Raw genomic sequence first — 13,405 nt, 5'->3', positions numbered from 1 at the left:
CACCCCCCTCGGGCACGGCAAACGCACGCGTCGACCGGCGGGCGGTGGCGCGGGCTCCATGCTGCCAGCTGGACTGAACGCGTTCAATTGGTATGCGGTGTGTCATGGCGTACCCGGGCGCATCAGGGGCATGCGCGAGGAAACCGGGAAATACTGGCCTGACCGTCGCCCCGGTGACCGCGGGCGCCGAGCCGGATTGTGCTTCTCTCGTACTTTTGGTCATGACCGTCGTCAGCGGCTCTTGACGCCGGAAAGCCCCAGGGGTCGACTTGGGGTTCACAAGTTGGAGAGATGGCAGGAGTGGATCAGTGGTGGAGACTCCGGGTTCGCAGTCGTCCTTGCACCGCGCGAATCTCGAACGGGTCGTACGGGCGGTGCGGCTCGCCGGTTCGCTGACCCAGGCGGAGATCGCCCGTACCACCGGACTGTCGGCGGCCACGGTCTCCAACATCGTCCGGGAGCTGAAGGACGGCGGGACCGTGGAGGTCACACCGACCTCGGCGGGGGGCCGCCGGGCGCGCAGCGTCTCGCTCAGCGGCGACGCGGGGATCGTCATCGGCGTGGACTTCGGGCACACGCACCTGAGGGTCGCGGTCGGGAACCTCGCCCATCAGGTGCTGGCCGAGGAGGTCGAGCCGCTGGACGTGGACGCCTCCTGGGTCGACGGCTTCGACCGGGCGGAACACCTGGTCGGACGGCTGATCGAGAGCGTGGGGACGGTCCGCGAGAAGGTCATCGGCGTGGGTCTGGGCGTGCCCGGCCCGATCGACGTGGAGTCCGGGACGCTCGGCTCCACCGCGATCCTGCCGGGCTGGGCCGGCATCAACCCGCGCGACGAGCTCGCGCGGCGGCTCGGGGTGCCGGTGTACGTGGACAACGACGCCAACCTGGGTGCGCTGGGCGAGCTGGTGTGGGGGAGCGGCCGCGGGGTCAAGGACCTGGCGTACATCAAGGTGGCCAGCGGCGTCGGCGCCGGCCTGGTCATAAACGGCCAGATCTACCGGGGCCCGGGCGGCACCGCGGGGGAGATCGGGCACATCACCCTGGACGAGTCCGGGCCGGTCTGCCGCTGCGGCAACCGCGGCTGCCTGGAGACCTTCGCCGCCGCCCGCTACGTGTTGCCGCTGCTGCAGGGCAGCCACGGGCCGGAACTCACCATGGAGCGCGTGGTGGAGCTGGCCCGGGAGGGCGATCCCGGCTGCCGCCGGGTGGTCACGGACGTGGGCCGGCACGTGGGCAGCGGGGTGGCCAGCCTGTGCAATCTGCTCAACCCCAGCCGGGTGGTGCTCGGCGGCTCGCTGGCGGACGCCGGTGAACTGGTGCTGGCCCCCATACGTGAATCCGTGGGGAGGTACGCGATCCCCAGTGCGGCCCGCCAGTTGTCGGTGCTGACCGGGTCGCTGGGCGGCCGGGCCGAGGTGCTGGGCGCGCTGGCGCTCGTACTGAGCGAGATGGGTGATTCGACGCTTTTGCCGGTCACTGGCGGCGGAGTTGCGGCGCCGCGGCCCTTGTCTTCAGTTAGATAACGGATGGCACCGTTGTCATCTCGTTAAGGATTCACTCCTTGACGACAAGTTGCGGCCGGGGTTGACTCACGTCCACCTCGGCCGCAGCGTTGCGGCCTCGTCAGGGAGGTTCAGGAAATGAACACGCGGATGCGCAGAGCCGCTGTTGCCGTCGCAGCCACCGCCATGGCCGTCTCGCTCGCCGCCTGCGGCAGCGCGAAGGAAGCCGGCGAGAAGCCCAAGGACTCCACCGGCACCGCCACGGCCGGTGAGGCGATCAAGGTCGGTCTGCTCCTTCCGGAGAACCAGACCGCGCGTTACGAGAAGTTCGACAAGCCGCTCATCGAGAAGCAGGTCAAGGAACTCACCGGCGGCAAGGGCGAGGTCGTCTACGCCAACGCCAAGCAGTCCGCGACCACGCAGAACTCCCAGGTCGACACGATGATCACCAACAAGGTGGACGTGCTGATCCTGGACGCGGTGGACTCCAAGGCCATCGCGAGCGCGGTGAAGAAGGCCAAGGACGCCGGCATCCCGGTCGTCGCCTACGACCGCCTCGCCGAGGGCCCGATCGACGCCTACACCTCCTTCGACAACGAAGAGGTCGGCAAGGTCCAGGGCAAGGCCCTGCTGACCGCCCTGGGCGACAAGGCCAAGGCCGGCGACATCGTCATGATGAACGGTTCCGTCACCGACCCGAACGCCGCCCTGTTCAAGAAGGGCGCGCACGCCGAGCTCGACGGCAAGGTGAACATCGGCAAGGAGTACGACACCGTCGAGTGGAAGCCGGAGAACGCCAACACCAACATGGCGGCGGCCATTTCGGCGCTCGGCAAGGACAAGATCGTCGGCGTCTACTCCGCCAACGACGGCATGGCCGGCGGCATCATCACCGCCCTCAAGGCGGCCGGCGTCACCCCGCTCCCCCCGGTCACCGGCCAGGACGCCGAGCTCGCGGGCGTGCAGCGGATCGTCGCGGGCGAGCAGTACATGAGCGTCTACAAGCCCTACGCGCCGGAGGCCGAGGCCGCCGCGAAGATGGCCGTGGCCCTCGCCAAGGGCGAGAAGGTCGACGCCATCGGCACCTCCAAGGTCGACAGCCCCACGACCAAGGGCGTCCCGTCCGTCCTGGTCCCGGTCGTCTCGCTGACCAAGGACAACATCAAGGACACCGTGGTGAAGGACGGCGTCTACACGGTCGCCGAGATCTGCACCGACAAGTACGCCGCGGCCTGCGAGTCCGCCGGCATCAAGTAGCCGCGCCGCGGGCCCCGCGAGGGCCCGCGCCCCCCTCCGGCCGGCGCCCCGCCCCTCATATCCCCGCCATCCGCGGGGCGCCGGTGCAGAATCGTTAATGCAAGGCATCCCCGCCGGTCAGGCGGCGAAGGAGATGATTCACGTGTCCGCTGCGCCCGTGCTGGCGTTGCGCGGGGTCTCGAAGCGATTCGGTGCCGTTCAGGCCCTCACCGACGTAGAACTCGAGATCCATTCCGGCGAGGTCGTCGCCCTGGTCGGCGACAACGGCGCCGGAAAGTCGACGCTCGTCAAGACGATCGCCGGTGTCCACCCCATCGATGACGGGGTCATCGAGTGGGAGGGCAAGCCGGTCGCCATCAGCAAGCCCCATGACGCCCAGAGCCTGGGCATCGCGACGGTCTACCAGGACCTCGCCCTCTGCGACAACATCGACGTTGTCGGCAACCTCTTCCTGGGCCGCGAGCTCAAGCGCCGCGGCGTCCTGGACGAGGTGGAGATGGAGCGCCGCGCCCGCGAGCTGCTCACCACCCTCTCCATCCGCATCCCGAGCGTCCGGATCCCGATCGCCTCGCTCTCCGGCGGCCAGCGCCAGACCGTCGCGATCGCCCGCTCCATGCTCGGCGAGCCCAAGCTGGTCATCCTCGACGAGCCCACCGCAGCCCTCGGCGTCGAGCAGACCGCCCAGGTCCTCGACCTGGTCGAGCGGCTGCGCGAACGCGGCCACGCGGTCATCCTCATCAGCCACAACATGGCCGACGTCAAGGCCGTCGCGGACCGGGTCGCGGTCCTCCGGCTGGGCCGCAACAACGGCGTCTTCAAGGTCGCCGACACCTCGCAGGAAGAGATCATCTCCGCCATCACGGGCGCCACGGACAACGCCGTGACCCGCCGGGCGGCGCGCACCGGGGAGGCTCGCAAGTGAGCACCGAACATGCACCCGCAGACGCCGAGGTACCCGGTCCCGCGACCGTCGCGGACGAGATCCCCGTCGCGGCCGTCCCGGTCGTCGACCCCCGGCTGCTGGTCCGCGAGGAGGGCCTGGCCGGCTACCTGCACGAGTTCAAGAGGAAGATGCGCGGCGGCGACCTGGGCTCGCTCCCGGTGGTCATCGGCCTGGCGGTCATCTGCGTCATCTTCCAGAGCCTGAACGCGAACTTCCTCTCCGCCGAGAACATCAACAACATCGCGGTCACGATGGTCGCCACCGGCATGATGGCCGTCGGCATCATCTTCGTTCTGCTGCTCGGCGAGATCGACCTGTCCGTCGGCTCGGTCAGCGGAGTCTCGGGCGCCATCGTCGCCGTCCTCTCCGTCACCCACGGCATGAACGAGTGGCTCGCCGTCCTCGTCGCCCTCGCCTCGGGTGCGGCCATCGGCGCGATCCACGGCTTCTTCTTCGCCAGGATCGGCGCACCGGCCTTCGCCGTCACTCTTTCGGGCCTGCTGTTCTGGTCCGGTTTCATGCTCCAGCTGCTCGGCGACAGCGGCACCATCAACCTCGACTCCGAGGGCCTGGTCGGAAAGCTCACCACGTACTACTTCTCCGACGTCGCTGCCGCCTACGGGCTGGCCGCGGTCGCCGTGGCGGCGTACTTCGCGGGCTCCTTCCTGGACGCCAAGCGCCGTGCGGCCGCCCAGGTGCCCTTCCGGCCGATGAGCGAGGTCCTGCTCCGCACCGGCCTGCTGGCGCTGGTCTCCTTCGGGGCCGCCGCCGTGTTCAACCAGTACAAGGGCCTGCCGCTGGCGGTGCTGCTCTTCCTGGTGGTCCTGGTCGGCACCGACTTCGCGCTGCGCCGCACCGGCTTCGGCCGGAAGGTGTTCGCCCTCGGCGGCAGCGTCGAGGCGTCCCGCCGGGCCGGCATCAGCGTGGCCGGGATCCGCATCGCGGTGTTCTCCATCGCGGGCTTCTTCGCCGCCGTCGGCGGCCTGTTCTGGGCCTCCAAGATCGCGGCGGCGAACCAGAGCGCCGGCGCCGGCGACCTGCTGATGAACGTGATCGCGGCGGCCGTGATCGGCGGCACCAGCCTCTTCGGCGGCCGGGGCCGGACCTGGAACGCCCTCCTCGGTGTCATGGTCATCACCTCGATCCAGTACGGTCTCGCCCTGCAGGGCATCGCCACGCCGATCCAGTACATGATCACCGGTGCGGTCCTGCTGGCCACCGTGGTCATCGACTCGGTCACGCGCAAGACGCAGAAGACCGCGGGCCGCGCCTGACGGCGCACCCGCACACGGGTACCGTCCTCGTGCCCGGCGCCACCCCAGGGTGGTGCCGGGCACACCTGTGCGCCGACCCACCCGTCCGGGGCGTGTGAGCCCCCGGCGGGGCGCACAGGTTATGACAGAGCCGTGACCCGACCGGGGCCGCCCGATGCCGGACGGCGCGGGCCGGTTCATTAGACTCGTCAAACCAGCAAGCAACTGCAAGGAGGCACGGGTGCTGCTGACCCGCATCACGGGACCGCGCGATCTGGACCGGCTCGACCCGGAGCAGCTGGACCAGCTGGCCGCGGACATCAGGTCCTTCCTGGTCGACGCGGTCTCCAAGACCGGCGGGCACCTGGGCCCCAACCTCGGTGTGGTCGAACTGACGATCGCCCTGCACCGGGTCTTCGAGTCCCCCAAGGACAAGATCCTCTGGGACACCGGCCACCAGTCGTACGTACACAAGCTGCTCACCGGCCGGCAGGACTTCTCCAAGCTGAAGATGAAGGGCGGCCTGTCCGGCTACCCGGCGCAGGCCGAGTCCGAGCACGACATCATCGAGAACTCGCACGCCTCCACCGTGCTTGGCTGGGCCGACGGCCTCGCCAAGGCCAACGAGGTGCTCGGCCGCACCGACCACCACGTCGCCGCCGTGATCGGCGACGGCGCGCTCACCGGCGGCATGGCCTGGGAGGCGCTCAACAACATCGCCGACGCCAAGGACCGCCCGCTGGTCATCGTCGTCAACGACAACGAGCGTTCCTACGCGCCGACCATCGGCGGCCTGGCCAACCACCTGGCCACCCTCCGCACCACCGACGGGTACGAGCGGTTCCTCGCCCGCGGCAAGGACATCCTGGAGCGCACCCCGGTCGTCGGGAAGCCGCTCTACGAGACCCTGCACGGCGCCAAGAAGGGCCTGAAGGACTTCATCGCCCCGCAGGGCATGTTCGAGGACCTGGGACTGAAGTACGTCGGCCCCATCGACGGCCACGACATCACCGCCCTGGAGTCCGCGCTCACCCGCGCCAAGCGCTTCGGCGGCCCGGTGATCGTCCACTGCCTCACCGAGAAGGGCCGCGGCTACCAGCCCGCCCTCCAGGACGAGGCGGACCGCTTCCACGCCGTCGGCAAGATCCACCCGGACACCGGCCTGCCGATCGCCTCCTCCGGCGCCGACTGGACCTCGGTCTTCGGCGAGGAGATGGTCGAGCTCGGCAAGGAGCGCGAGGACATCGTCGCGATCACCGCCGCCATGCTCCAGCCGGTCGGCCTCGACAGGTTCGCGAAGGCCTTCCCGGAGCGCGTGTACGACGTCGGCATCGCCGAGCAGCACGGCGCGGTCTCCGCCGCGGGCCTGGCCACCGGCGGCCTGCACCCGGTCTTCGCCGTCTACGCGACCTTCCTCAACCGCGCCTTCGACCAGGTCCTGATGGACGTGGCCCTGCACAAGTGCGGCGTCACCTTCGTCCTGGACCGGGCCGGGGTCACCGGTACCGACGGCGCCTCCCACAACGGCATGTGGGACATGTCGATCCTCCAGGTCGTCCCGGGTCTCCGGCTCGCCGCACCGCGCGACGCCGACCAGGTCCGCGCCCAGCTGCGCGAGGCCGTCGAGGTCAAGGACGCCCCGACCGTGGTCCGGTTCTCCAAGGGCGCGGTCGGCCCGGCCGTGCCGGCCGTGGGCCGCGTCGGCGGCATGGACGTGCTGCGCGAGGCCGGCGCCGAGCGTCCGGACGTCCTGCTGGTCTCCGTGGGCGCCCTGGCCCCGATGTGCCTGGAGATCGCGGACCTGCTCGACAAGCAGGGCATCTCCACCACCGTGGTCGACCCCCGCTGGGTCAAGCCGGTCGACGAGGCCCTGGCCCCGCTCGCCGAGCGGCACCGGGTCGTCGTCACCGTCGAGGACAACAGCCGGGTCGGCGGCGTCGGCTCCGCGATCGCTCAGGCCCTCCGCGACGCGGACGTGGACGTTCCGCTGCGCGACTTCGGCATCCCGCCGCGCTTCCTCGACCACGCCTCCCGCGCCGAGATCCTGGCGGAGATCGGCCTGACCGCGCCCGACATCGCACGGCAGGTCACGGGCCTGGTGTCCAGGCTGGACGGCCGCTTCGAGAGCGAGCCGGCCGCCACCGTGGACTAGGACCCGCAAGGGACCCGAACGGGTGGCCGGAAAGGCCGTCCTGTTGCAGCCTTCGGGCCGGGAGGATCATCCTTGAATGGGTGATTCGCCCGGCCCGTTCGCGTGCCGGCACCCCCACTCCACGGGGGCCCCGTTCGGAGGTGTGCGCGTGAGTACGAATCTGAACAGTCCCTTCCGTACCAAATCGGTGGAACAGTCCATCCGTGACACGGAAGAGCCCGAACACCAGTTGCGGAAGTCCCTATCCGCCTGGGACCTCACCGTCTTCGGTGTCGGCGTCATCATCGGCACCGGCATCTTCGTGCTGACGGGCATCGCGGCCCGGAACAACGCCGGACCCGCCACTGCTCTGTCCTTCGTGGCCGCCGGCATCGTCTGTGCCCTCGCGGCCCTCTGCTACGCCGAGTTCGCGTCGACCGTTCCGGTGGCCGGTTCGGCGTACACCTTCAGCTACGCCTCGATCGGTGAGTTGCCCGCCTGGATCATCGGCTGGGACCTGGTGCTGGAATTCGCCCTCGGTACCGCCGTGGTCGCGGTCGGCTGGTCGGGGTACGTACGCCACCTCATGCACACCAATCTCGGCTGGGACATGCCGACTGCGGTCTCCGGGCCCGACGCGGGAGGCAGCTTCGACCTGCTGGCCTTCCTGCTGGTCCTGGCGCTGACGGCGGTCCTGGTCGTCGGCACGAAGCTGTCCGCGCGGATCACCGCGGTCGTGGTCGCCATCAAGGTCACCGTGGTGCTGCTCGTCATCGTCGCCGGCCTGTTCTTCATCAAGGCCGACAACTACTCGCCGTTCATCCCGCCCGCCAAGCCGCAGGAGGAGGCCGTCAGCGGCTGGCACGCACCGCTGGTCCAGCTGATGTTCGGGTACGAGCCCACCAACTTCGGCGTGATGGGCATCTTCACCGCGGCCGCGCTGGTGTTCTTCGCCTTCATCGGCTTCGACGTGGTCGCCACGGCCGCCGAGGAGACCAAGAACCCGCAGCGGGACATGCCGCGCGGCATCCTCGGCTCGCTGCTCATCTGCACCGTGCTGTACGTCGCCGTGACCCTGGTGGTCACCGGCATGCAGCACTACACGCAGATGTCGCCCACCGCCCCGCTCGCCGAGGCCTTCAAATCCGTGAACCAGCCGTTCTTCTCCGGCGCCATCAGCCTGGGCGCCGCCGTGGGCCTGATCACGGTCTCCATGATCCTGCTGCTCGGCCAGACCCGGGTGTTCTTCGCGATGAGCCGTGACGGACTGCTCCCGCGCGTCTTCTCCGTCACCCACCCGAAGTACCGGACCCCCTACCGGGCCACCATCCTGCTCGGCGTGGCCATCGCCTTCCTCGCCGGCTTCACCAGCCTGGAGAAGCTGGCGGAACTGGTCAACATCGGCACCCTGTTCGCCTTCGTGGTCGTCGCACTCGGCGTGATCATCCTCCGCAAGACCCGCCCGGACCTGCACCGTTCCTTCCGCACCCCGTGGGTACCGGTGATCCCGATCCTGTCGATGGCGGCCTCCCTGTGGCTGATGCTCAATCTGCCGGCCGACACCTGGCTCCGGTTCGCCATCTGGATGCTGATCGGCATCGTCGTCTACTTCGCCTACGGCCGCAGTCACAGCCGGCTCGGCAAGGGCCTGGAGCGATCCGAGGCGGGACTGCCGAAGGTCTAGCCCCCAGCCACCCGTACCGGGCGTTCGGCACGGAAAAGCGCCGGGCGGCCGGACCCCGTGGAAGAGGGTCCGGCCGCCCGGCGCTCGTGGTCCGTACGGGCGGTCAGCCCGCCTTCGCGGGCGACTTCTTCGCCGCGGCCGGGATCGTCTGGTCGTTGCGCACGGCCTCCCAGAGCTGGGTGGCGTTCGGCTCGGCCGCGATCACCCGGTTCGGGTCGATCTTGTCGTAGGCCACCGGGAGCATGATGGTCTCCATCGTCTCCGGGTCGACGCCCTTCATGCTCTTCGCGAAGTCGGAGAGCTTGGTGAGCGAGGCCAGTTCGGAGTCGGTGGTCAGCGACTTGGTGCCGGCGTCGGCCAGCTTGTAGAGCCGGGCCGGGTTGCCCAGGGCGTCCTGCTTCTTGATCTCGGAGAGCATCGCGGTCATGAACTTCTGCTGCAGACCGATGCGGCCGAGGTCGCTGCCGTCGGCGTAACCCTTGCGGGTGCGGACGAACTTCAGGGACTGGGTGCCGTCCAGGCGGTGCTCGCCGGCGTCCAGCTTGATGCCGCCCTTGGAACCGTTGATGGGCTTGTCCAGCTTGACCGTCACCCCGCCGAGGGCGTCGACCAGGTTCTTGAAGCCGGCGAAGTCCACCTCGACGAAGTGGTCCACGCGGACCCCGGACATCTGCTCCACCGTGTTCACCACACAGGCCGGGCCGGCCAGGGCGTAGACGCTGTTCATCATGGCCCGCTTCTGGCCCGGGATGGTCTTGCCCTTCTCGTCCTTGCAGTCGGGCCGGGTGATCAGGGTGTCGCGGGGGATGCTGACCGCGGTGGCCTTGGACCGGCCCGCGGGTATGTGGATCAGCAGCGTGGTGTCCGAACGGGCGCCCGCCACCGAGCTGCCGCCGTCGAGGTCGGAGTTCTCCCCGGCGCGCGAGTCCGAGCCGATGACGAGGACGTTCTGGGCGCCCTCCACCACCTTCTGCGGGCGGTTGTCGCCGATTGCCTTGTCGAGGTCCACGCTTTCGATGTTGCCGTTGAGGTGGCTGTACATCCACCAGCCGCCGGCGCCGAGGGCGACCAGCACGACGGCCAGGGTCCACAGCAGGGCCCGGCGGATCTTCTGTCCCCGGGTCCGCGTGCGGGTGGCACTCCGGCGCCGGGCGGCGCGGCCGCCCGTCGGCGGAGTCGTCGTCCTGTCTTGAGTGTCAGCAGTCATTCCCGTGGGACCGGCCCTTCCGCACTGATGAGACTTCCGAACTGATGAGAGAAGTCACGCGGCCTATAACATAAGCGCACTCTTGAGCGGGTTGGGCGTCGGGGTATGCTCACTTCGTTCGAATGATGGTTCCGGGAAGGCTGCTTTCGGTTCATGGCTACGCGATCCGCGCGCAGGTCCTCCAAGCAGTCGACCCGCGCTTCCGCACCGGTCGAGGCGTATGACGCCTACGGCCACGGTCCTGCTGCCCTGGGCCCGGTCGGCGGATCCTGGCTCGTGACCGGCAAGGACGGCCGGCTGAGCGCGTACGCGGTCGCCCAGGGCGGACTGCTGCGCTGGACCGAGCAGACTCCCGGCGGGCCCGAGTGGACCGGCCCCGAGTTCTTCCCGGTGGCCGACCTGACCCACCTCTGCCTGGCCCAAGGGCAGGACGGCTACGTCCACTTCGTGGGCCGCCGGCGCGAGGTGGTGAACGGCGCGGAGCGGATCACCTTCCACCACGCCCTGCAGTACCAGACGGGCCGACCGCTGGGCCCCTGGGCCTCGTTGGGCAGTCTCTACCAGAACGAGGACATGGCCCGCACCGCGGGCATCCCGACCGCGGCCGTCGACGCCAATGGCGGACTGCACGTGTTCGTACGGAACTTCGGCAAGGGCGTCCACTCCCGCCACCAGGACAACAAGGGCAAGTGGAGCAAGTGGGCCGACATCAAGGGCAGCGGCACGCTTGACGGTGCCGGCGCCTTCGCGACCTTCGGCGGCCGGGTCCAGCTCCTGGCGCCCGCCGAGAAGCGGGTCAGCCTCTGGGCCCAGTCCGAGCCGGGCAAGGGCCCGGCGGCCAAGGCCGAGGACCTGCCCTTCCTGGGGCAGCCCGGCTCTGTCGGCGCCGTGGAGACCGCACAGGACCGGGTCACCTGGTACTGGCACGCGGTCGACGGCAGCGGTGTCATCGCCTACCGCGCCGGAGTCGGCGTGATGGCGCTCGGCGGCGGTCCCGCCCACGGCGCCGTCGCCGGCACCAGGGCCTTCGTCGACGGCTACGACTGCACCATCCTCGCCTTCCGGGGCGCCGGCGGCCGCACCGCGCTGGCCGCGTACCCGACCGAGAACGAGGCGGCGGGGCTGTGGTGGACCGAGACCGGCGAGGCGTCGGTGGGCACGCCCGGCCTCACGGTCGATGCCCAGGGCCGGATCGTGATCGCCTGCATCAGCTCCGCCGGTGAGCTGATGGTGACCCGCCAGAAGGACAACATGGGCCTGTCGCTGGGCCGTTGGATGCATTTCTGAGGAGACCCCGGACGGGCTGCAGGGCCGCAGAGCCGCGGGGGCGCGGGGTCGCGCTCCGGGGGATTCCCGGAGCCCCGGGGGCCGCTCAGAAGGCCTCGTGGGAGCCGTACGCGCCGTGCTGGCCCGGAATGCCGGGCAGCCCGTGCTGCTGCGTTCCGGGCAGCGACAGCGGGGGACGCGGGCCGCGCGACTGCGGCGGGATCTTCGACAGCCCGTGCCGGGCCACCGCCAGCGAGGAGATCTTGCGCAGGAAGTCCACCGAACGGGCCGCCGTGCCCTCGGTGATCCAGGCGTCGTCGATCTCGCAGAGCTCCACCCGCACCGGGGAGCCCAGCAGCACGATCGGGAGCGTGTACGCGATGGTGGAGGCGAAGGTCAGCACGGTGTGCCCGATGGGCTCCACCCGGGCCATGACCTCCATGGGCAGCTCGGGGTGGACGATCTCCATGCCGGTCGCCTCGGCGATCTCCCGCAGCTTCTCCGGGCTTTCGCGGCGGTGCGCGAGATAGCGCCAGGCGCCGCGGGACCGGGCGATCCAGGTGATCGCCTCCAGGTAGTGCTCCTGGTCGATGATGCCGGTCTCGACCAGCGAGGTGCCGGCCAGGTCGGCGCCGCCGAGGACCCGCACCGGGCCGAAGGTGTCCCGGATCCACCGGTATTCGTTGGGGACCACCACGGCGCCCGGCGGCGGGGCCACCGGCATGCAGGTGAACAGCGTGAACCGCTCCAGGGTGTCCCGGGCCAGCCAGCGGCTGACCGAACTGCCCTTGCCGTCGCCCTTCCTGGACGTGTCGCCGGTGTGCCAGCGGCTCAGCTGCCGGCCCTGCGTCAGCAGGGTGACCAGCTCGGTGGTGGCGGTGCCGTCGTCGACGACGACCACCTCGTGGGCCTTGGAGAAGGGAAGCAGCGCCTGGACGGTCCGGGAGAACAGGTCGCCGATCACGAGCCGGCCGGCGTTGGACACGGACCGGCCCAGGCGGAGCAGGGTGCGGGCCCGGCTCACCGAGCCGGACCGCACCTCGTAGCGCCGCCAGACCAGCTTGGCCTGGGACGCGAACTTGCAGAGACGGCGGACCTGTTCACGGGAGTGACGGTCCGTCGGCTGCAGGATGGCGATGCTGAGAGAGGACGCCTCGCCCGGGTGGACATGTGCCCACTCCAGAACGTTCAGCAGTTGAGCAGGGCTCTCCACCAGGGCGAGGGTCTCGGTCATCGACGGGTCGTCATTCTCCCGCGGCCGCGGCGACGACACCCTGGACGCGGCGCAGCTTCTTCATCGGGCCGAGCTCGGACTCGTAGACCTTCTTGACGCCGTCGCCCTTGGCCTCCTCGATGACACGGATGTCACGGACCAGGCGCTGCAGACCGCCCGGCTCGACGGAAGCGGCCTGGTCCGAGCCCCACATGGCACGGTCCAGGGTGATGTGGCGCTCGACGACGCAGGCGCCCATGGCGACGGCGGCGACGGTCGTCTGCAGGCCGATCTCGTGGCCGGAGTAGCCGATCGGCACGTTCGGGTACGCGGCCTCCAGCGCGTGGATGACGCGCAGGTTCAGCTCGCCGGTCACGGCCGGGTAGGTGGACGTGGCGTGCAGCAGGATGGTGTTCTCGCTGCCCAGCACCTCGACCGCGTGGCGGATCTGCTCCGGGGTGGACATGCCGGTGGACAGGATGACGGGCTTGCCGGTCGCGCGCAGGGCGATCAGCAGCTCGTCGTCGGTCAGGGACGCGGAGGCGACCTTGTGGCAGGGGACGTCGAACTTCTCGAGGAAGAGGACGGCCTCGGTGTCCCACGGGGAGGCGAACCAGTCGATGCCGCGCTTCTTGCAGTGCTCGTCGATGGCGCGGTACTCGTCCTCGCCGAACTCCACGCGGTGGCGGTAGTCGATGTAGGTCATGCGGCCCCAGGGGGTGTCCCGCTCGATGTCCCACTGGTCGCGCGGAGTGCAGATCTCCGGGGTGCGCTTCTGGAACTTGACCGCGTCGCAGCCCGCCTCGGCGGCCGCGTCTATGAGGGCGATGGCGTTGGCCAGGTCGCCGTTGTGGTTGATGCCGATCTCACCGATCACGTAGGTGGGCAGCCCCGGGCCCACCTGCTTGTTGCCGACCTGGCGGATGCGGTTGCTGTGCACCACTGT

General features: G+C 69.8%; 10 protein-coding genes. 7 read left to right on the top strand and 3 right to left on the bottom strand.

Annotation, left to right across the window (positions count from 1 at the left end):
* Positions 1 to 311: 311 nt before the first annotated feature.
* The 6 genes from ACGFQ9_RS30640 (at position 312) to ACGFQ9_RS30615 (ending at position 8,773) form a co-directional block, all read left to right on the top strand.
* Positions 312 to 1,526 carry an ROK family transcriptional regulator gene (locus ACGFQ9_RS30640; RefSeq protein ID WP_393578455.1) on the top strand — a complete coding sequence of 405 codons (1,215 nt, stop codon included), beginning with the start codon at positions 312 to 314 and terminating at the stop codon, positions 1,524 to 1,526.
* A 117-nt stretch (positions 1,527 to 1,643) separates the two neighbouring features.
* Positions 1,644 to 2,762 carry a substrate-binding domain-containing protein gene (locus tag ACGFQ9_RS30635; protein ID WP_393578285.1) on the top strand — a complete coding sequence of 373 codons (1,119 nt, stop codon included), beginning with the start codon at positions 1,644 to 1,646 and terminating at the stop codon, positions 2,760 to 2,762.
* 133 nt (positions 2,763 to 2,895) lie between these two features.
* A complete protein-coding gene (locus ACGFQ9_RS30630) occupies positions 2,896 to 3,684 on the top strand; it encodes an ATP-binding cassette domain-containing protein (protein WP_393578283.1) in 789 nt (262 codons plus the stop codon).
* A gap of 59 nt (positions 3,685 to 3,743) precedes the next feature.
* The gene (locus tag ACGFQ9_RS30625; protein WP_393578453.1) at positions 3,744 to 4,979 is read left to right on the top strand and encodes a sugar ABC transporter permease; all 1,236 of its coding nucleotides are present in this window, start codon (positions 3,744 to 3,746) and stop codon (positions 4,977 to 4,979) included.
* A gap of 220 nt (positions 4,980 to 5,199) precedes the next feature.
* A complete protein-coding gene (gene dxs, locus ACGFQ9_RS30620) occupies positions 5,200 to 7,110 on the top strand; it encodes a 1-deoxy-D-xylulose-5-phosphate synthase (protein WP_393578281.1) in 1,911 nt (636 codons plus the stop codon).
* A 148-nt stretch (positions 7,111 to 7,258) separates the two neighbouring features.
* On the top strand, positions 7,259 to 8,773 hold the full coding sequence (locus ACGFQ9_RS30615) for an amino acid permease (protein ID WP_393578279.1): 1,515 nt from the start codon (positions 7,259 to 7,261) through the stop codon (positions 8,771 to 8,773).
* A 103-nt stretch (positions 8,774 to 8,876) separates the two neighbouring features.
* Here the strand turns inward: ACGFQ9_RS30615 and ACGFQ9_RS30610 are convergent, their stop codons facing one another.
* Positions 8,877 to 9,980 carry an LCP family protein gene (locus ACGFQ9_RS30610; protein ID WP_393578277.1) on the bottom strand — a complete coding sequence of 368 codons (1,104 nt, stop codon included), beginning with the start codon at positions 9,978 to 9,980 and terminating at the stop codon, positions 8,877 to 8,879.
* 153 nt (positions 9,981 to 10,133) lie between these two features.
* On the opposite strand from ACGFQ9_RS30610, the gene ACGFQ9_RS30605 reads away from it, so the two are divergent.
* The gene (locus tag ACGFQ9_RS30605; protein ID WP_393578275.1) at positions 10,134 to 11,267 is read left to right on the top strand and encodes a hypothetical protein; all 1,134 of its coding nucleotides are present in this window, start codon (positions 10,134 to 10,136) and stop codon (positions 11,265 to 11,267) included.
* A gap of 85 nt (positions 11,268 to 11,352) precedes the next feature.
* Here the strand turns inward: ACGFQ9_RS30605 and ACGFQ9_RS30600 are convergent, their stop codons facing one another.
* Both ACGFQ9_RS30600 and ACGFQ9_RS30595 read right to left on the bottom strand, forming a co-directional pair.
* On the bottom strand, positions 11,353 to 12,480 hold the full coding sequence (locus tag ACGFQ9_RS30600) for a hypothetical protein (protein ID WP_393578273.1): 1,128 nt from the start codon (positions 12,478 to 12,480) through the stop codon (positions 11,353 to 11,355).
* A 10-nt stretch (positions 12,481 to 12,490) separates the two neighbouring features.
* Entirely contained in the window at positions 12,491 to 13,402 is a 912-nt protein-coding gene (locus ACGFQ9_RS30595; protein WP_393578271.1) for an N-acetylneuraminate synthase family protein, read from the bottom strand.
* Positions 13,403 to 13,405 lie beyond the last annotated feature (3 nt).

Source organism: Streptomyces sp. NPDC048603 (genome assembly GCF_043199475.1).
Taxonomy (GTDB): domain Bacteria; phylum Actinomycetota; class Actinomycetes; order Streptomycetales; family Streptomycetaceae; genus Streptomyces.
This window is presented reverse-complemented; position numbering and strand designations above follow the sequence as displayed.

Excerpts from the sequence above, each read along its gene's own strand:
- ACGFQ9_RS30635 (WP_393578285.1), top strand. The coding sequence starts at position 1,644 with ATGAACACGCGGATGCGCAGAGCCGCTGTTGCCGTCGCAGCCACCGCC.
- ACGFQ9_RS30630 (WP_393578283.1), top strand. The coding sequence starts at position 2,896 with ATGATTCACGTGTCCGCTGCGCCCGTGCTGGCGTTGCGCGGGGTCTCG.
- ACGFQ9_RS30610 (WP_393578277.1), bottom strand. The coding sequence starts at position 9,980 with ATGACTGCTGACACTCAAGACAGGACGACGACTCCGCCGACGGGCGGC.
- ACGFQ9_RS30605 (WP_393578275.1), top strand. The coding sequence starts at position 10,134 with ATGGCTACGCGATCCGCGCGCAGGTCCTCCAAGCAGTCGACCCGCGCT.
- ACGFQ9_RS30600 (WP_393578273.1), bottom strand. The coding sequence starts at position 12,480 with ATGACCGAGACCCTCGCCCTGGTGGAGAGCCCTGCTCAACTGCTGAAC.